Origin of the sequence: Ferruginibacter paludis (assembly GCF_030409685.1) — a bacterium.
In the GTDB taxonomy this organism is placed as follows: Bacteria; Bacteroidota; Bacteroidia; order Chitinophagales; family Chitinophagaceae; genus Ferruginibacter; species Ferruginibacter paludis.
Genome location: NZ_JAUFQJ010000001.1, coordinates 51,267 through 69,419, shown reverse-complemented (window position 1 = coordinate 69,419; position 18,153 = coordinate 51,267). Strand labels below are relative to the sequence as shown.

Here is an 18,153-nt window from a genome sequence, read left to right as displayed (position 1 = left end):
CTTTTTAAATTTAGTACAAATTTATTTTTAACTATTACCTCTTCATATGAAATAAATATTAGGGATGTATAAATGTACTTATTTCCAGTGAAGATTGATATTTGGATATAAAGGTTTATCTCCTGATGCAGGACTTCTTCCATTAGTGCACGCAACCTTCACTGGAATTGAACAGATGGCCCGCTTTTACTGGGTCTCTGCCACACAGTTTTATCATTGTTTTGATTATTTCATTTTCCAATTCCAACTCCATCAGACGCATAGCATCAGCAACGAGGAGGGGATGTTTTATTGCTGGCATCTGTTAGAACATTCCCTAGATATATAAAGTGCAGCTATTGCTGGGAGAGATAAAAAGGTTTTCCCTGTTCGACCTCGTAGGTTGCTTTACTTATTTTGCACAGGCATTCAATGGTTAGCAGTGCTGTAACCGGTTTGTGGGCAAAGAGTTTAATTGACCGTTGTAAATCATGCAGGTTATCCGGAGCCCTGTTGGTGTAAAACAGGCCGGTTCCCTCATCTGTAATTTGTTGTTCCGACCACTCCTTCCAGTGAAATCTGTAAAATAGAAACACCATTCCAAACCCTTTTAGCAAGCAATATTAAAAATAGCAAAGTCAATATGTTTTAAAGGGAGGACATACAATTGTGCCGGCTGATAGTATAGATGAAGAGAAACTTTTGTCTCAACTCAATAATAAAAGTAGTTTACAGCATCCGGTTTACAGGTGCAGTTATTTGCCAGCCATCCGGATGGCAAACAAACCCGCTAAGATGGCAATGGCTATCACGGCGAGCCTGACAATCCATTTTAAAATGGTGAGTTGTACTGTATGCTCTTTCATATGCGGGGCTATGTTTTATGGATAGTAAAAATACAGTCAGCATAGCGGTTATATTTTAAGTGTGGTAACTCAAAAATTCCTTGTCTATGCTCACTTTCTTTACTTACATAACTGGCAACTTGGGTTAATTAAGCAACTCATAACAATCCAATGTTCAGCCTTTAGTATTAGAGCTATTCCTGCAACTTGTTTCGTTCAATCCTTTCTCTGGCTTCCGTTAGTATACTATGAATCTTTTTTTCTAATTGTTTCTTCGGTGGCAATTCTGTCCAATATTCTGCCACCATAATACCATCTTTGTGCATTTCCAACAATTCGATTTGTTCCCTGCTGCTTTCAGCACATAAGATCAATCCCACTGGTGGTAGCTCACCTTCCTTCTTTTCGTATTTATCCAGCCATTTTAAATACAGTTCCATTTGTCCTTTGTGCCTGGCTTCAAATTTTCCTAATTTCAGTTCAACCGCTACCAATCGTCTTAGGTTACGATGATAAAATAAGAGGTCTAAGTGAAAATCTTCTCCATCTATTATCATCCGTTTCTGCCGCTCTATAAAAGCAAATCCTTTGCCTAATTCTAATATGAAAGCTTCCAATTCCTTAAGAATTGCCAGTTCCAAATCCTTCTCTAAGTAGGCATTTTGCAAGCCTAAAAAATCCAGGAAATACGGATCTTTAAAGTTGTTATGGATGGCCGGATGGTTGCTGGTATTTTGAAGGTTGGCTATTGCTGTTCTTTCAAATTCTTTACCGGAAATATTCTTTCGCAACTCCCTAACCCCTAATCCTCCTTTAACTACAGCATTTGCATAAAAAAGCTTGGCCTCAGCATTTTTAAGAGGCAATAAAATCAAGATATGTGACCAACTCAATTGTCGTGACAGTGTAACGACAATTGAGTCATCCCTGAATTGCTCTGCAAATTGTAGCATTCTGCGAAGATTTTTTTCTTCAAAGTTTCTTCCGTACTTCTCTGTCAATTGTCGTGACAACGTAACGACAATCTGTTTTCCATAATCAGCCCGTTTATTTTGAAGTATGTTTTGATTAACACGGTCGCCAATATGCCAGAAAAGCATAGTAAGAGCACTATTTACCTGTGCTACAACTTGCAGCTGGCTCTGCTCAATAAGCTGTGAAAGCTCATTGAACAAAGCTTGCTCTGTTGATATTTCATTCTTTTTTTTAACCATAAATTTCATTTTTTATCACTCGATTCAACCCTGAAAGGACATTTGCTGAACCTGATTTTTCCTGCAGAATAAGTATAAGATCCTCCCAGTACTTTGATAACAAAACTTGTTTTAGCCCTTTGCAAATAAGAAATGATAGCGTTTCTTCAAAATGGTTCCATTTCACGTTATATATTATTTCATTTCGGGCGGAATACCAAGATTGTGCCTATACGTTTTTGATTCAACAATGGCTATCACCCCGGGCCTGAAAATCCATTTTAAAACGGTGAGTTGTTTTACGTCTTCTTTCATATGCAGGGCCATATTTTATGGATAGTAAAAGTACCCAAAAAAAAGGGCTGGCTGTTGAAACAGTAACTATATACAACATACAAAGTTTATATTCGCTGTCTACTACACAATCCGTAGTTAATCGCAATCTGGCATTTATTCTCAAAGCTGTTATACAATACAACTATCTGGAAGATTTCAGATAGAAAATACAGTTTGTTGGGTGGTATTCCATTGCCGAAATTAAGAAGCAGTTTGATATTTCTGCATCCGTGGTTGGTGCATTTTCCATTACCTAAAATCCTTTCTTTCCGTGGTCTGATTTCTCTACGATCCGCAATATTGTTTGTAAAACATTGCCTACGAAAATCCTATAATCAACAGGATCAATGTTACTGAACAGCCAATGTGGCTGCACGGGTTCATCCATCCGCCTGAATGATACCACCTGCAGGCATCTAATGCAATTTTTCTGCAGCCATTTCTTTGCTGGTGATGCTTATACCATGCAACAACGTAGGAGCAGTTGAATGTTATCAGAAATTTTTCAGCAATGAGGAGGAGCAAGTTTTACTGTAAGCATTTACTGAAACATTCCAGGGATATAAAGTGTAGCTATTGCTGGGAAAGATAAAAAGGCTTACCCCGTTCCAGCTCATAAGTTGCCTTACTTATTTTAAAAAGTCCTTCAATTGTCAGCAATGCAGTAGCCGGTTTGTGGGCAAAGAGTTTGATAGTTCGTACTAAGTCATCCATGTTATCCGGAGCCTTGTTGGTATAAAAGATGCCGGTTCCCTGATCTGTAATTTTTTGTTCCGACCACTCCTTCCAGTGAAATTTGTAAAATAGAAAAACCATTCCAACCCTTTTTTGCAAACAATATTAAAAATAGCAATGCCAATATGTTTTGAAGGGAGGATATAAGATTGTACCGGCGGGCAATATACTTTTTAAGCGAAACGTTTTGTTTTACACCCGTCATTAAAATTAGTATAATACACCCGATACATAAACCATTTATGTGCCAGCCATCCGGATAGCAACCAAACCAGCAAGGATGGTAATGGATATCACCGCAATCCTGATGATCCATTTTAAAATGGTGTGTTGTACTGTATCTTCCTTAATACGCCAGGCAATATCGTACTGATTGTAAAAATAAATAAAATAAAATGCCGGCTGTTAAACCAGTATCCAATTTAAACTTTAATCAACCCGGTAAGATAAAAAAAGTTTTATAGATTAATAGCAATGGTATATTTCACTTCGGCAACCGGTATTAAAGCCGGTTCAAAATCCATGTAGTTTTACACACCAGGGACACACGGGGAAATTAAAATTAAAAGTCGGTTGGGTAGCAGCAGATTGACACAAAGCAAAATTTACTATTAAAAAAAAAGTGGGGTCACTATTTGATATTTACAGGTAACAATTCAAAAAGAAAACAACTGTACTGACCGGGATTTCTGTTCCGGTCCCCCTTCGTAACACAGACATACGAGTTATCTTCAGTTAAAAGTCTCCGCACTGTTACAGACCTGCAATAGGTTTACAACTATTGCATGCAGTTTACGACAGATTCTGATTCAGCGACTGTTAACAGTTTATTCGGTTGATGCATTCCTGCGTTTGCTGAGTTTTATAAATGGTCAAACTGATTGATAATTTTCCATAAAGGAGCGTAATTAGATCGCATGCAAATGTTTTGGACCCTGCAAGTTTTATTTTTTTGTTCCATTTATATTTTTAAATCGCAGCATGCCTCGTCCGTGATATTGTTGGATTTTCAAAACGCCGAAACCCGTCAACTAACCCTGATTTAATCAAGGTTGTGAAGCACCCCGCCTTCCAGATACGGATAAGGAGAAAATAAAATAAGGCTGCAACTGGCAACCTTTTAAATTTATTAAATGAAGTGTTATTGGTTATTTAAATCGTCAATTGCCTAAAGATTTTATCAGCCATCATGATAGCAGCGAATCCGTCTCAAAAGAGATTGCCGAAATAATTCGTAGCTGTCGCACAAGCTGGAGTTATTAACGATTAAGCTTGGCATGGCTGTTACTTGATAGTTATCAAAAAACTTTGCGTTATTTTTCCGCCTCCCTGATCAAAAGCATCTATGATGATGTAGGTATTGACAGTAATGCCCGTAACAAGGTATGAGAAATCATATTCATTTTTATTTTTTGCAGTGGCATCATCAACAAGAAAAGGAGTTGTTTGCCCCTCTTTTGTTAACACAACTTTACTCAGGCTAACTGCCGAACTGATATGACCTTTGATGGTGTATTCGCCATTTGCATTAGCTATACCCTGGGCAACATTATTAGAAAAAGTAAGCTGAGGATGGCTACTTTGTTTTTTACAGGACACAATAAAAAACAGGGCAAACAAGACCATTACAAGAAACGATTTGGTTTTCATTGGGTGGTTTTTAGTGATTTAATGGTAAGACTAGCTAACAACGACCAATGTTGTATGATATTGCAGCCTTTGCTTCTGTTCATCCACAGCGCCCTTCTTTGCACCTCCCCCGCGGCAGAGATATATTTTGTTTTGGTCTGCTTCGATATTGCTTCGGCACTGCTTCGGTAAATACCGAACAAGGGTAAAACAGCAGTAAAATAAACAGCGAAGCAACCCTTGCCCCGGCAGCCTGTTACCTGTCTGTAGTAAATATCGCAGGCTGTAAAACGGTGTGCAAAAAAGTGCATCGCTGTTCAGATTTGCATAGCCACAAAATAGCCGTAAACGAGCTCCGTTTTAAGAAACCTACCCATTGGAGCGCGAGCGTTGGCCCATTGCCTGCTTCAATTGTTGAACCTTTTTTAAAACTAATTTTTATGGAAATAATTAGAATGGAATACCCGGCGGATGCTCCTGTAAGGCAGGCAGTATTGCAGGCTGCAACCGGGAAGGCTTCGATATAGGTGCAGCAAAAAGAACTGCGATAACTTTACCACTACAGGCGTGCAGGCAGCCCTGCCATCCTAAGAAGGTCATTTGTTGTTGTTGTTGTGCTTCATTTAATTCACGGATCAGGTTAATCTTACTTTTATGGCTAACCTTTTAACTGTTGCAGTAAGTTGCCAAATGTCAAAAGGTTTAGCAAGAACTGCATCCGCATTGCACAACTCAAAATCTGCTAATTTTTGTTGATCTGCAGAATAAAGCAGTACCGGGATATGTTTAAATGCGGTGTTGGATTTTAATTCTTTACAGAAGTCCCTTCCGTCATGCCCGGATAGGTTTACATCTAAAATGATTAAATCCGGAATCGCATGATGTAAAATCGCCACGGCCTGATTTTTGGTAGCAGCAGTTAGTGTTTCAAAGTTTTCCAAACTCAATGCGATCGAAACCATTCGCAGTAAATCAGGTTCATCATCAACGATTAGGATGGTCGTCATGCAGAAGGTATTTAAAGTGCAGCAGGCAATTATCCAAACAGTATTAAAGGCAGGCTTCGAAGGAAACTGCTTTAATTAAAAGTCAGACGTCTAAGTCAAAAATAGATAAATCGGCAAATGTTGAAAGTTGTGTTTAACGATTGCACTGGTAACGGCCGGTTATCATTAATCAAAGATTTTTAAGCAATTCTGTTCTGCCGTCCTTGCATGCTAAATATACCGGTTGGAATCTTGTGTTGTTTTGCCAGCGGCGATAGAAAAGACCGCATGTATTACTAAAGGTGAACTGTATAAATGGGTAAGTGAATATATAAGGCCCTGCCCCTAATCAATTTTACAGTTGCTGCGAAAATGAGCTTTATTGCAATCATCTACCCTGGTTATAATTGCTCATATACCCTAAGCAATTATTTAATATAAATTGTGCAGAAAGAATTGATATTAAGTATTTGATAACCTTGCCTATCTTCACTTTATTGTTATTTTGAAAGATAAAAAAGCGAATCTTTAATTGCTGTATATACAGAGTTCAACTCTTCTTCTTTAATACAGTAAGGCGGCATGATATACACAATATTACCCAGCGGCCGCAGAAAAATTCCTTTGCTTAAATAATACTGGTAAGCGGTTATTTGAATATTGTTGAAATATGAGCTGCTTTCGCTTGTGCTGAGCTCAACAGCAAGAATAGTGCCTTGTTGCCTTACCTCTTTCACAAAAGGGTGGCTACGAATAGTATCAGCAAAAATTCTGTGGCTGTTAGTTATCCATTGTATTTGCTGCTGGCACTTTTCTGCAATCAATAACTCTGTACTTGCATTGGCAGCGGCACAGGCTAAAGGATTGGCTGTATAGGAATGTCCATGAAAAAAAGTTTTTGTTGTATCATCATCATAAAAAGCATCAAAAATTTGTTGAGTGCAAACTGTAACACCCAGCGGCATAAAACCGCCCGTTATCCCTTTGGACAAACAAATAATATCCGGTTCATTTTTCAAATAATTGATGGCGAAATTTTTTCCTGTTCTTCCAAAACCAGTCATTACTTCGTCCGCAATACAAAGGATATTTTTTTCCCTTGCAATGGCAATGAGCGCATCTAAGTATTTTGCTTCATACATCAGCATACCAGCAGCCCCCTGTACCAATGGCTCAAAAATAAATGCTGCTATGTGCTCTTCTGCTGCCCAGGCATACAATTGCTGTTTAATGCTGTTACTATTATTTTCATTGGGAAGCGGCAGTCTTTTTACATCGAACAGGAATGGCTTGAATGCTGCATTGAACTCATTTCTTTCTGCCACGCTCATTGAGCCAAAAGTATCGCCATGATAAGCATTTTCAAATGCAATGATGGTTGTCTTATTTTTTAAGCCTTTGTTATACCAGTATTGTATGGCCATCTTTAAAGCTACTTCGACTGAGGTGGAACCATCATCAGAAAAAAACACTTTGGCAAAATGAGCGGGTAAAATATTGATTAGTTTTTTTGACAACTCGATAGCTGGTGTGTGGGTAAATCCTGCAAAAATTACATGCTCCAAAGTTCTTGCCTGTTCAGCAATAGCATTGGCAATATATTCATTGCAATGCCCGTGGATATTGACCCACCAGGAAGCAATGGCATCAATGTATTCTTTTCCATCATCCGTGTACAACGTGCAGTTTTTTGCCTTCACAACATGCAATGGCGGCTGAGCAGTTTTCATTTGTGTGAAAGGGTGCCAGATATAATTACTATTCACTGTTGCCATGTTTACAAATTTATAGAAACCGTTTTTGCAAAGTTTGCTATTGTATCACTGTCAATTTTTTCAAACAGAGGGATAGAAAACAATACTGGAAGTTGTGTATGTTGCAAAATAAACGCTCTTGTTGACTCAACTGCTTCCCCGCTAAATACCAGGCCTTTTATAGCAATATTTTTTTGCAGTAATGCATTAACCGTTAACAATGTATGGTTAATACTACCAAGATAATTGTTGCTTACGAGAATTACAGGCAGGTTGAATTGTTGTATTAAATCTATATTTAAAAAATTGTTTGAAAATGGGCTCATGATACCGCCTGCGGTTTCAATTGCTAAGGGCTTTGTGGTTTTAGGTAAAATAAAATCCGATGGCCTAATTTCTATTCCGTCCTGTATTGCTGCATAATGAGGAGAAGCAGGAATACTTAATCTGAATCTTTCCGGGTGTATAAAACAATCCTCGTTTGTGACATTTTTTTTGATGAACAAACTATCGGAGTTGGCTAAATCCCCTGCCTGTACGGGTTTCCAGTAATCATAACCAAGTGCCTGACAAATAATTGCTGAGCAAATAGTTTTACCAATACCAGTATGAATGCCTGCGATAATAATGTTCATTGTATTATGTATGACCGGATAAATAAAATTGTTTCATTTAAGAAATCGTCTATTTGCTTTTTGTTATTAAAACTGTGCAAACAAATCCTGATTCTTTCTTTACCTATAGGAACAGTGGGTGATAATATCGGTCTTACAAAAAATCCTTTATCAAATAAATGATTGGCCAACATCTTTGTTTTAAAATTATCCCCCACCATAATACCCTGGATGGGAGAATAGCTGTCAAGAAAAGAAATATTACTGATACGGCTGATAGTGGCTCTAAAGTAACTAATCAACTCATTTAATTCATTTCTGTCAGCAGTTGGTAATAAACTGTATGCTTTTTGTAATTGCAAATAAATGTGTGGTGGCAAGGCTGTGGTGAAAATAAATGACCTTGCCTGGTTAAGTAAATAGTTTCTCAATGTATTACTACCAACCACCACTGCACCATGCAACCCAATTGCTTTTCCGAACGTGTGTATGGAAGCATAGACTTCCCTCTCCAAACCATATTTACAAACAAGGCCATCTCCCCTGTCACCATAAATTCCGGTGGCATGTGCTTCATCCACTATTAGTAACGCTTCGTGTTTTTTACAAAGCATTGCTATCGCTTTCAATGGTGCTTCATCTCCATCCATCGAGTAAATGGATTCAACGGACACAATTTTCTTACCGGTAGCCACCTGTAATTTTTTTTCAAGATCAGCAAGGTCATTGTGTTTAAACCGGACACGGTTGGCATAACTTAGCCTCATGCCATCAATAATACTGGCATGTATGTATTCATCAGAAATGAACGTATCTCCTTTAGAAGCAATACAACTGAACAAACCCACATTGGCCATATACCCAGTGTTGAAAATCAATCCTGCCTCCCGGTTGTGAAAGTTAGCTATCAGTTGTTCTGTTGATTCTGCCAATTCAGAATTGCCTGTAATGGAACGGGAACCTGTTCCGCCGGACGGAACATTATTTGTTTCAGTTTGATTGAGTATACTGCTTTGTGCAAAACCGAAATAATCATTGGAACTAAAATCAATCTTATCAGTCGCATGTATCAGCGTACGGATTGTACCGGCAGATTTTTTCTCTTCCAATTTTTGCTGAAGGGATGTGTCAAAATTTTCGTTGGCAGTCACAAACAGGTGGTTTACTATAAAATGTATAAAAAAGGCAAGTTCTAAAAAATTAATTTCACTTGGTAGTGCATGACGGTTTCATCCTTCGGGATAAAGAACAAGGCATAAGTTTATGCAGTCTTTTCAACCAGTTCTTTTTCCTCCAATCCTTTAAAAGCCTTACGGGGAGTAAGCCCCAGCATCTTAAACATTCGCATATCTGTATCAAAATCCGGATTGGGTGTGGTCAATAATTTTTCACCGGCAAAAATAGAATTGGCACCTGCCATAAAACACAAAGCCTGTTCAGCAATGGTCATTTCATTTCTTCCTGCACTTAATCTTACCACACTGGCCGGCATTAATATCCTGGCAGTAGCAATCATCCGGAGCATTTCATCTATACCAATACGTTCATTGCTTTCCAATGGAGTTCCTTTTACTGCCACCAGTGCATTGATGGGAACTGAGTCAGGATGCTGTTGCATTGTAGATAAGGTGTGCAGCATTTTTATTCTGTCCTCATCTGTTTCGCCCAATCCAACTATACCGCCACAACAAACACTTAATTTGGCCTTGCGTACATTGTTCAATGTATTTATCCTGTCTTCAAAAGTTCTGGTAGTAATGATGTTATTGTAATTATCACTGCTGGTATCAATATTATGATTGTAGGCAAAGCAGCCCGCTTCTTTTAAACGTTCGGCCTGCTCATAAGTGAGCATACCCAATGTGCAGCATACTTCCATGCCCATATCGTTTACTTCACTTACCATTTCGAGCACCCGGTCAAAATCTTTATTATCTCTCACTTCCCGCCATGCCGCCCCCATACACAACCTGGATGCTCCATTGGCTTTTGCCACCGCAGCTCTCTCTTTTACTTTCTCCACGCTCATCAATGGTTCAACTTCTATGGCTGTATGGTAACGGGCTGCCTGCGGACAGTAAGCACAGTCTTCTTTACAGCCGCCAGTTTTGATAGAAATCAGGCTGCTGATCTGTACTTCGCTGTACGTTTTATTGCCGCGGTGTATAGTGGCTGCCTCATAAATTAAATCCAGTAGCGGACGGTGATAAATATTTTCAATCTCAATTAAAGTCCAGTTGGTTTTGATATTCAAAGTAATAATTTTTAATGCATGCAAATATAATGGTTCATAAGTGCAGTATTGCGTTAGTTTCGTTCTATGCAGGAAGCAGCTTCTGTTTCCTCATCCAAACTTCTTCCCATATCCTTTCCTCATCTTCTATCCGTAAAATAAGTGTCAGGCAATATCTTTCCCATCGGTGACAGCCTGCCTAGCCAATTTTAAATATACCTGCAGATTTTATTCTTGGGACTGTGTCATAGTATCCTTCAAAATTTATCTACTACCAATATTTTAAAAGTTCCTGGTATTGTAGATGGTCTAAAAGTTTTGGGAGTTGTTGCCTGAAATTTTGCAGTGGGTAAATAAATCTTGTGTGTACTTTGATCTACCGTTAAAGTCCTTGCACCTTTTTCTGTTTTTAGATTTTCTTTTACAACAAACTTATCAGCTGATAATTCATTTATTATTGTTAAGGTACCTTCACCATTTGATGAATAAACAGTTTTAAGTTTCTCGTCAAAACCTACTGCATCGCATCCATCTCCAATTGCCAGCCTGGTAATAATTTTACCATTTTTAGCATTCATTACAACAAGTAATTTATTACCACATCCAATAAATAAACGCATCGTATTTTTATCCATTGCTAAACCAGAAGGACCTGTACCGGGAGCGACCGGCCATCTATCTATAATTTTATAAGTTTTTGCATCGATCACATCAATTTCACTTTTCTCGGAATTATTGACATAAATTTTTCCCACTCCATCACTTGTAGCTGTTTCTGGCCAGCCGGTTAATTGTATGGTTGCAGCCACACTATTAGTTGAAGGATCAATTACTGTCATATTCTTACTCATTCCATTACAGCTGATAACTTTCTTTGAAAAGACATCATAAAATATACCATCTGCAAACTTACCTGTCGGAATGTGTGCTATTACTTTATTTGTCTTTAAGTCGAAGACAATAACACTGTTTAAACTTCCGTTGGTAATATATCCTTTACCTAACTCATGAACGAGGGCAATTCCATGCACATCTTTTTCGCCTTCAATTACGCCTATTGAGTCCCCGTTTAGCTTATTTAAAATATTCACTTGTGAACCATGCGAGATATATAAGTTGTCTGATGCGGAGTCGACAGTAAGGTAATCATAACCCCCGCCACTTTTTATGTGGAACGTCTTATCAATACGGTAAGCTGTTTTGCTTTGACTGTAACCGGAGATAAAAGAAAAAACTGAAAGCAATGGTAAAATCAGTGGCAACTTTTTCATTTAAAATTATTAAAGTGTTTTTAAATACCAATATAACCAATAGTATGAATAATTTATCACTAGTTTTTTTGCATCTACCAAACACCTTTTTATCAATACTTGTATTGTCGCAATGCTATATCACTAAACTTGCGGCAGTTAAACCAAGATACAACGTATTTTCGAAAATTAAATGATATATGCTTTCCGTCCTTTGGGCCTTTTTCAACTTTGGAAATTGCTGTAAAGTAGGAAGTAAAGACCGGTAAACATATTGAAATGACCCGGCACAGTACACCTGCCTTATTTCTTTCCGCCTTCGGCAAATAAGACAGGAGAACTATGCCGGACAATGTTATTGGTCATTGAGATTGGCTCGTACCTCACCAAACACAATTCCAGATGTAAAAAACTTCACAGATTTCGCCAACAAGATTATTTAAGTATTGCCACCTGAGAATTCACAAAACAGATTTATTAAGCAATATTATTTAAAACTCGTTCATCCTTATCTGTCGCAAATTTCTTGACAGGCTTTGACAAAAGCAAGGTCTGCGTTTCGCCAAAAATGCAAGGGCGAAACTTGCCACCGGTTTTGCAAAAACAATCTCCACCCCGGTTTGGCCTCCTTCGGAGATACATCTGTGGGGTAGTATTCTTTTTACAAAAACCTTGCTTTTGCCAAATCCCTTTCAAGGCCGGGTTGCTACGATTAGAACGAACGAGGCGTATGCCGGGTTAAGAAAATCATCTAAATATAAATCGTATGCAAACAAAACAACTTTCAGCACTTATGCGGCTTTCATGGAAGATTCAGCACTCCAAAAAAACAAGCCGTTCAAAATCCCTTGTATCTGCATGGGTAATTTATCAGCAGGCAGACATCATGGTTTACTATCTGGTAAAAAAGCACACACAGGAACAGCGAACAACTGCAGGAATTGACAAAAATCTGAAACTTATTTTTTAAACATAAAATCTATCAATCATGGAAATGACAGCAAGATTAACAGGTGATGCAAAAATCAACACCCTGAAAAACGAAAAGCAGGTAGTGAATTTTAATGTAGCTATTAATGATAGCTACAAAGCAAAAGGCAGTGATGAAACTACTAAAATTGTGACCTATGTGCAGTGCGATTATTGGGTAAATCCCGGCATTGCCCAGTTCCTCACCAAAGGCAGTTTGGTTGAGTTGCAAGGGCGAATTGGCGTAAATGCTTACACGGGTAAAGATGGGGAAGCAAAAGCCACTTTGACTTTTCATGTCAACACTATCAAACTACACGGAAGCAGCAGCACTAAAAATGAATCTCCTGCAAAAACTTCTGAACCGGCAAAAGAACCGGCAGCCGATGACCTCGCATTTTAAAATTTTCTCACAACAACATTTTCAAAAAATTAAAATCAATTATCATGGCACACAATTTAAATTTCAACGAGCAAACAGGTAAACACGGTTTCTTTTCAGTAAAGGAAAAAGCCTGGCATGGATTAGTATGATTTTGCCGAAGGCAAAGGTGGTAACCTGGTGGACTTTGGAACAAGATATCATCAATGCTCCGTTAGTGAATTTTTGCACACACTGGAGATTTTTAATCCATCGGTTAAACAACAACAAGTTCCTGCGATGGTTTCTTCAGAAAAAGAAGAAGAGATGAATAAAATAACAGTTTTATCAGCACATCATATCAGTGCCACTGCCCTTGTCAAATATCTGCAGACAAGAAGAATATCTTTTGACTCAACAATCAAGCCCCGCAAGGTATGCTTGGCCGGAGGGATAACTTAGTATTATACCGCATGCATATTTGAAAAGCAAGATTCTTTCAAAATAGCTAACAGCAAAATCATTGGAATATTGAGTAGCTCTTTTAATTTCAACAATGATCGGGTTATTAATTTATACGTAGCTTTTACTGAAATGTTCATTACCTGTGCTACTTCTTCAAACGATAAGGCTTCATAGAATCTAAGAAAAATAGCTTCTCTTTGGCGGGATGTAAGACTTATTAATGCTTGCTTTAATTGTTTGTTTAATTCAGCACTTGTTTCTCTATCAATTATGATATTATCAATAGAAAATTCTGGTTCCTTATTTTGAAAAACAACTTTTTGCTGCTTTTTTTGTTCTTTAAAAATGTAATTCCGAAATGAATAAAATATATAGCTATGAGGAGAAGAAATATCCACGAACTTCTCTCTGTTATTCCAGACCATAACAAAAACCACTTGAATAGCATCTTCAATCAACGCGGTATTATCTGTAAACTTTCTACCGTAATTGTACAATTTTTTGTAGTAAAAAATATAAGTTTCAGAGTATGCTTCTATATTTCCTTGTTCAATGTGATTCCAACGTTCACTTTCCAAATTAAAGAATATAATTTAAGGTTAGAAATGTTTAAAAAGAACAAGGCCGCATAACCTGAAACCTTGTTCCTGTTTGTTTTAACTCTATTTACTTTTTTCATACTGATACAAAAAATCATAACTTTAAAGAATCAGATTCTATGATAAAAGATAATAAAAATTATCTTATCCATTTTACAACTACCTTATCTAATACTATGTTTAAAAATACATTTTTTTAAATTAGTATCCTAATTATATTCAAATCCGTTTTCAATTAATAGGATGATATTCAGGTTATTAGGCACCATGTATTTAACCAAATAAAAATGCTTATATAATTTAATATCTATCAACTTAAATAGCAGCCCAAAATGGCGAGACTTATACAGATATATAATTTAACTGAATTGTAATCATCAGGTTTTTTAATATTCACAGTAGTGAGGATTACTTCCTTCCTATTTCCATATTTGTTCATAGATAATTTCAAAAACATTAATAGCGCTTATGTTATTTTTTTGCAGGTTTTGGCAAGTGATTATCACAGGACAATATTCCGGAGAAACCCCGATTCGTCCATGTGAACCTTTTATCAAAGTTGCATCAAGAGGTATAACATCCATTACATATCTTAAACCCAATTTTTTTCTCAATAATTTATAGGCTGCACGCAACTTTGAAGACATGAACATTTCGACCGGATCATACCCGGGTTTCTTATGTATATCCACACACCTTGCATAATCAGGTGCTTTTGCATCATCCATCCAGAAATAATAGGTGAACCAGCTTTCTACATCAGCCATTAATACAAGGTCTCCGGCCCTGTCATGATTAATACCATATTTTTCCTGAACTACTCTGTCAAGAATTAATTCTATACCGGAAACTTTTTCCAATAGACTTCTTACCTGCTTTGTTACGGAAACATCATTAATATAAACATGAGCCACTTGGTGGTCTGCAACTACAAAAGCTTTGGAGGCTCCTGCATCCATCAATTCCAATCCCCGTTCAACCCTTACTTGTAATAATCCTTCTTCTCTCAATAACCGGTTTAGGTGAATGGGTTTACTAACGGGTGCAATACCATATTCAGAAAGAATAATAATTTTTGCATTTTTCTTTTCATAAAAAGTTACCAACCTCTCCACCACTTTATCAATCTCCTGCAAATCCTTTCTGATCTTCAAAAGATCAGGACCAAATTTTTGGAGACAATAATCCAGGTGTGGTAAATAAATCAAACTGAGTGTAGGATCGTACCGATCATCGGTTAGCATGGATGCGTCAGCAATCCATTGGGTAGATTTGATGTTGGCGCCGGGGCCCCAAAATTGAAACAAAGGAAATTGACCTAATTGATCTTGTAGCTCATCCCTCAATGCTGCAGGGTATGAATAGCAGTCAGGAAGCTTGCGTCCATCTGCAAGATACTGAGGCCTTGGTGTTACAGAATAATCCGCAGAAGAATACATATTGTACCACCAAAACATTTGTGAACAGGTAAAGGAAGCTTCTTGCTTTTTTGCTTTCTCCCATATATTCTCAGCCAATACTAATTTGTTCGATTGCTTCCAGAATTTTATTTCACAGTCTTCCCTGTCATACCATCCATTACCTACAATACCATGTTCAGAAGGCCATTTTCCGGTAAGGTACGTTGACTGTACTGAAGTGGTTACAGAAGGAAGCATAGGAGCAATCGTAGCCAAATATTTTTTTGAAATATATTTTTTTAGAAAAGGCATCTCTCCTATTAAAGAAGAGGAAAGTGCTACTACATCAATTACAACTGTTTTATTCATTTAAATTTCTTTTGCTTTATAAATGCGGTATCACCCATTGCAACTCTCTTATAACAGACTCCTGAATTGGTAATTTCAATACTCCCGGAAGTACTTCCCATGTATATGTTTCCACTTCAAGATGGTTGGTAAAATTTATTTCCTTTTGTAACCGTAGTACTTCTTCAATATCTTTTTGTGTTGATTGCAATGATCCAAAATTTTCTTCAAAAATAGGTACATGAAAATGTGCACGCCATTCAATTACTTCCGGATTATCATAATCAGCCAAAGCTTCAGGAAGATCAGGATACCTTAATAATTCATCATTATTTTTTTTTGCAACCACCTGGTGCAGGTAAGTTGGTTCATTGTATTTCGAAAAGCTTTCTTTTATATTTTGCCTTAACAAAATGTCTTTATTTTTTGCTCCTTTTAGGGCTGCGCTTATTTGTATTTTACCAATCTTTATTCCTGAATGTAAAATTTCCCGGATAATTGCTGCATGAGGCTCATAGCCAATTGCAAAGTGGCACACATCATAACATAAGCGTACATGCTCTTTTAATAACTCTTCCGCCCGCGGAATGGTAACATTAAATTTTGTGGCAATAGTTTTTGCTCCCCCTGGAAGCAGCTCCGTTAAAAACCAATGAATAAATTCTTTCCCTGTTTCAAGCATTCCATCAGGCTCCGGTTCAATATCAAGGTGTAAAATTTTCCCGGTAGATTGATGAATGTCTATAAGACTTTTTACTACTGATACAATATTATCAGTGCTCAATTTCATAGCATTTTTTAATGCATCCTCCTGTTTAAACCAGTGTTTATAACTCAATGGTGATGTAGAAATACCACCCTCTGTTCCGGCAGGTAAAAGGTCTTTCAAAATTTGAAATAATCTAATGGTATATGCTACTCTTTCCTTCGTAGTCCAGTCGGGGGCGTGCACCTGATCTTTAACACGGGTATCATGAAAACTGCCATACGGAAACCCATTCATTGTAAATACATAAGCATTGTTTTCATGCAGCCATTGCCTGAACACCTCCAAGTTTTTATTGTCAATAAGCTCAATACTTGCAACGTTTGATAACCGCAAACCTATGCCCATGGCGTTGTCAGGAGACAGTTTCTTTTTTATGCCGGGAAAATATTTTTTAATTTCATTGAAATGATCTTGCCAGTTTTCACCATGATGAATATTGGTACAATATGTTAATTGCCCGGAATTGGTAATCATATATTTGAGTTGTTAAAAGTTTTCATTTCAGAATAAAACTTTATTTGTCGTGATGCTTCTATCAATAAAGTGGTATCTATTTCATGTACCTCTTCTCCCCTTCCAATATCTTGCAACAGCATAATAGTTAAACGTCCACCAAGGTGTTCCCTGAATTCGTTTAATCCCAATAAAATGCTACTATTCTCTTCTATTTGCATAAATGGATGAGAGATTTCAAAACCTAACCGCAACAATAGTTTGACAACTCTTTCAGCTTTTTCTACAGGCAGTCTTCCGGAAAGAGATGAATACGTAGTATCCAATGCAATCCCCATAACGACCGCCTCACCATGCAACAATTCAAAATTAGAAAGTTGTTCCAATTTATGCGCACTCCAATGACCAAAGTCTAATGGACGTGAAGAACCCATTTCAAAAGGGTCACCTCCCGCAATATGCTCCAGATGAAGTTCAGCACATTGCCTGACCAGGTAATTCATTGTATTTAAATTTCGGGAAACTAACTGATCTGCATTGTCCTCGATCCAATCAAAAAAAACAGCGTCCTTTATTAAGGCTACTTTAATCGCTTCAGAAATTCCTGAGCGCCAATCACGTTCTGATTGTGTGGGCAAAAACTGATCATCATTAAAAACACCAACTGGCGGAGCAAAAGTGCCCAGAAAGTTCTTTTTGTTGAAGTAATTGATACTATTCTTTACTCCCACACCTGAGTCGTTTTGTGATAATGTAGTGGTTGGAATTCTGATATGCCTGATGCCCCTGTGAGATACTGCTGCAGCATATCCTGCAACATCCAATACAGATCCCCCGCCGATTGCAGCTATGTAGGAGTGCCGGTCAATATTATATAAATTGACCGCTTTTACAATATTATCGAATAAAGTGAGATCATTCTTTGCGGCTTCACCACCAGGCGTTATTAGTATATCGTCAATTAATTGAACGGTAGTATATTTTTTAAAATAAGAGGAAATTTCTTCTAAAAGATGGCCATGTGCATTCGCAACATTTTCATCGATCACAAAAAAAATTTTTTGAAACTGGGCAGTATTTTTTTGTTTAAAAAAATTATCTAAAATTGTATTGGAAAGATTAAAAAGTGCCGAAGTAAAATAAACTTTATAATCAAAACTTACATTAAATTTCTGTTCTAAGTAGTCCATAAATATTAAATTTCAAAAACGGTTGACAATTTTAAACCCGGCATA

At 37.3% G+C, this 18,153-nt stretch carries 18 protein-coding genes; 2 read left to right on the top strand and 16 right to left on the bottom strand.

Annotation, left to right across the window (positions count from 1 at the left end; genetic code table 11):
• Window positions 1-335: 335 nt before the first annotated feature.
• The 12 genes from QWZ08_RS00305 to QWZ08_RS00250 form a co-directional block, all read right to left on the bottom strand.
• Window positions 336-578 carry a hypothetical protein gene (locus QWZ08_RS00305; RefSeq protein WP_290335151.1) on the bottom strand — a complete coding sequence of 81 codons (243 nt, stop codon included), beginning with the start codon at window positions 576-578 and terminating at the stop codon, window positions 336-338.
• Window positions 579-1,018: 440 nt separating this feature from the next.
• Window positions 1,019-2,038 carry a PDDEXK nuclease domain-containing protein gene (locus tag QWZ08_RS00300; RefSeq protein WP_290335150.1) on the bottom strand — a complete coding sequence of 340 codons (1,020 nt, stop codon included), beginning with the start codon at window positions 2,036-2,038 and terminating at the stop codon, window positions 1,019-1,021.
• Window positions 2,039-2,926: 888 nt separating this feature from the next.
• Window positions 2,927-3,169 (bottom strand): hypothetical protein, encoded by a 243-nt coding sequence (locus tag QWZ08_RS00295; RefSeq protein WP_290335149.1) that lies wholly within the window; start codon window positions 3,167-3,169, stop codon window positions 2,927-2,929.
• Window positions 3,170-4,372: 1,203 nt separating this feature from the next.
• Window positions 4,373-4,738: a hypothetical protein gene (locus QWZ08_RS00290; protein ID WP_290335148.1), complete on the bottom strand. Its 366-nt coding sequence runs from the start codon at window positions 4,736-4,738 to the stop codon at window positions 4,373-4,375.
• Window positions 4,735-5,028 carry a hypothetical protein gene (locus QWZ08_RS00285; protein WP_290335147.1) on the bottom strand — a complete coding sequence of 98 codons (294 nt, stop codon included), beginning with the start codon at window positions 5,026-5,028 and terminating at the stop codon, window positions 4,735-4,737. The genes QWZ08_RS00290 and QWZ08_RS00285 overlap by 4 nt, the downstream gene beginning before the upstream one ends.
• 139 nt (window positions 5,029-5,167) lie before the next feature.
• Entirely contained in the window at window positions 5,168-5,317 is a 150-nt protein-coding gene (locus tag QWZ08_RS00280) for a hypothetical protein (protein ID WP_290335146.1), read from the bottom strand.
• Window positions 5,318-5,352: 35 nt separating this feature from the next.
• Window positions 5,353-5,724, bottom strand: a complete 372-nt coding sequence (locus QWZ08_RS00275; RefSeq protein WP_290335145.1) for a response regulator transcription factor — start codon at window positions 5,722-5,724, stop codon at window positions 5,353-5,355.
• Window positions 5,725-6,203: 479 nt separating this feature from the next.
• Window positions 6,204-7,478: an adenosylmethionine--8-amino-7-oxononanoate transaminase gene (gene bioA / locus QWZ08_RS00270; RefSeq protein ID WP_290335144.1), complete on the bottom strand. Its 1,275-nt coding sequence runs from the start codon at window positions 7,476-7,478 to the stop codon at window positions 6,204-6,206.
• Window positions 7,479-7,480: 2 nt separating this feature from the next.
• Window positions 7,481-8,092, bottom strand: a complete 612-nt coding sequence (gene bioD / locus QWZ08_RS00265) for a dethiobiotin synthase (RefSeq protein ID WP_290335143.1) — start codon at window positions 8,090-8,092, stop codon at window positions 7,481-7,483.
• Window positions 8,089-9,222 (bottom strand): aminotransferase class I/II-fold pyridoxal phosphate-dependent enzyme, encoded by a 1,134-nt coding sequence (locus QWZ08_RS00260; protein ID WP_290335142.1) that lies wholly within the window; start codon window positions 9,220-9,222, stop codon window positions 8,089-8,091. Before QWZ08_RS00260 ends, bioD begins: the two co-directional genes overlap by 4 nt.
• A gap of 110 nt (window positions 9,223-9,332) precedes the next feature.
• Window positions 9,333-10,325: a biotin synthase BioB gene (bioB, locus tag QWZ08_RS00255; protein WP_290335141.1), complete on the bottom strand. Its 993-nt coding sequence runs from the start codon at window positions 10,323-10,325 to the stop codon at window positions 9,333-9,335.
• Between the two features lie 236 nt (window positions 10,326-10,561).
• On the bottom strand, window positions 10,562-11,575 hold the full coding sequence (locus QWZ08_RS00250; protein ID WP_290335140.1) for a YncE family protein: 1,014 nt from the start codon (window positions 11,573-11,575) through the stop codon (window positions 10,562-10,564).
• A gap of 745 nt (window positions 11,576-12,320) precedes the next feature.
• Between QWZ08_RS00250 and QWZ08_RS00245 the strand changes: the two genes are divergently transcribed.
• Both QWZ08_RS00245 and QWZ08_RS00240 read left to right on the top strand, forming a co-directional pair.
• Window positions 12,321-12,524 (top strand): hypothetical protein, encoded by a 204-nt coding sequence (locus QWZ08_RS00245; protein WP_290335139.1) that lies wholly within the window; start codon window positions 12,321-12,323, stop codon window positions 12,522-12,524.
• Window positions 12,525-12,548: 24 nt separating this feature from the next.
• Window positions 12,549-12,926 (top strand): single-stranded DNA-binding protein, encoded by a 378-nt coding sequence (locus tag QWZ08_RS00240; RefSeq protein ID WP_290335138.1) that lies wholly within the window; start codon window positions 12,549-12,551, stop codon window positions 12,924-12,926.
• 422 nt (window positions 12,927-13,348) lie between these two features.
• Here the strand turns inward: QWZ08_RS00240 and QWZ08_RS00235 are convergent, their stop codons facing one another.
• The 4 genes from QWZ08_RS00235 to QWZ08_RS00220 form a co-directional block, all read right to left on the bottom strand.
• A complete protein-coding gene (locus tag QWZ08_RS00235) occupies window positions 13,349-13,927 on the bottom strand; it encodes an RNA polymerase sigma factor (protein WP_290335137.1) in 579 nt (192 codons plus the stop codon).
• Between the two features lie 440 nt (window positions 13,928-14,367).
• Complete coding sequence (locus QWZ08_RS00230; RefSeq protein ID WP_290335136.1) at window positions 14,368-15,717, bottom strand: alkaline phosphatase family protein; 1,350 nt, start codon at window positions 15,715-15,717, stop codon at window positions 14,368-14,370.
• 16 nt (window positions 15,718-15,733) lie between these two features.
• Complete coding sequence (gene eboE, locus QWZ08_RS00225) at window positions 15,734-16,939, bottom strand: metabolite traffic protein EboE (RefSeq protein ID WP_290335135.1); 1,206 nt, start codon at window positions 16,937-16,939, stop codon at window positions 15,734-15,736.
• Window positions 16,936-18,108, bottom strand: a complete 1,173-nt coding sequence (locus tag QWZ08_RS00220) for a 3-dehydroquinate synthase (RefSeq protein ID WP_290335134.1) — start codon at window positions 18,106-18,108, stop codon at window positions 16,936-16,938. The genes eboE and QWZ08_RS00220 overlap by 4 nt, the downstream gene beginning before the upstream one ends.
• Window positions 18,109-18,153: the final 45 nt, after the last annotated feature.

What these genes read in the sequence shown, in the direction of transcription:
- QWZ08_RS00295 (WP_290335149.1), bottom strand. Translation starts at nt 3,169, where the DNA reads ATGGTTTTTCTATTTTACAAATTTCACTGGAAGGAGTGGTCGGAACAA.
- QWZ08_RS00305 (WP_290335151.1), bottom strand. Translation starts at nt 578, where the DNA reads ATGGTGTTTCTATTTTACAGATTTCACTGGAAGGAGTGGTCGGAACAA.
- QWZ08_RS00250 (WP_290335140.1), bottom strand. Translation starts at nt 11,575, where the DNA reads ATGAAAAAGTTGCCACTGATTTTACCATTGCTTTCAGTTTTTTCTTTT.
- QWZ08_RS00280 (WP_290335146.1), bottom strand. Translation starts at nt 5,317, where the DNA reads ATGACCTTCTTAGGATGGCAGGGCTGCCTGCACGCCTGTAGTGGTAAA.
- QWZ08_RS00285 (WP_290335147.1), bottom strand. Translation starts at nt 5,028, where the DNA reads ATGCACTTTTTTGCACACCGTTTTACAGCCTGCGATATTTACTACAGA.
- eboE (WP_290335135.1), bottom strand. Translation starts at nt 16,939, where the DNA reads ATGATTACCAATTCCGGGCAATTAACATATTGTACCAATATTCATCAT.
- QWZ08_RS00220 (WP_290335134.1), bottom strand. Translation starts at nt 18,108, where the DNA reads ATGGACTACTTAGAACAGAAATTTAATGTAAGTTTTGATTATAAAGTT.
- QWZ08_RS00240 (WP_290335138.1), top strand. Translation starts at nt 12,549, where the DNA reads ATGACAGCAAGATTAACAGGTGATGCAAAAATCAACACCCTGAAAAAC.
- QWZ08_RS00230 (WP_290335136.1), bottom strand. Translation starts at nt 15,717, where the DNA reads ATGAATAAAACAGTTGTAATTGATGTAGTAGCACTTTCCTCTTCTTTA.
- QWZ08_RS00300 (WP_290335150.1), bottom strand. Translation starts at nt 2,038, where the DNA reads ATGGTTAAAAAAAAGAATGAAATATCAACAGAGCAAGCTTTGTTCAAT.
- QWZ08_RS00290 (WP_290335148.1), bottom strand. Translation starts at nt 4,738, where the DNA reads ATGAAAACCAAATCGTTTCTTGTAATGGTCTTGTTTGCCCTGTTTTTT.
- bioA (WP_290335144.1), bottom strand. Translation starts at nt 7,478, where the DNA reads ATGGCAACAGTGAATAGTAATTATATCTGGCACCCTTTCACACAAATG.
- QWZ08_RS00275 (WP_290335145.1), bottom strand. Translation starts at nt 5,724, where the DNA reads ATGACGACCATCCTAATCGTTGATGATGAACCTGATTTACTGCGAATG.
- QWZ08_RS00245 (WP_290335139.1), top strand. Translation starts at nt 12,321, where the DNA reads ATGCAAACAAAACAACTTTCAGCACTTATGCGGCTTTCATGGAAGATT.
- bioD (WP_290335143.1), bottom strand. Translation starts at nt 8,092, where the DNA reads ATGAACATTATTATCGCAGGCATTCATACTGGTATTGGTAAAACTATT.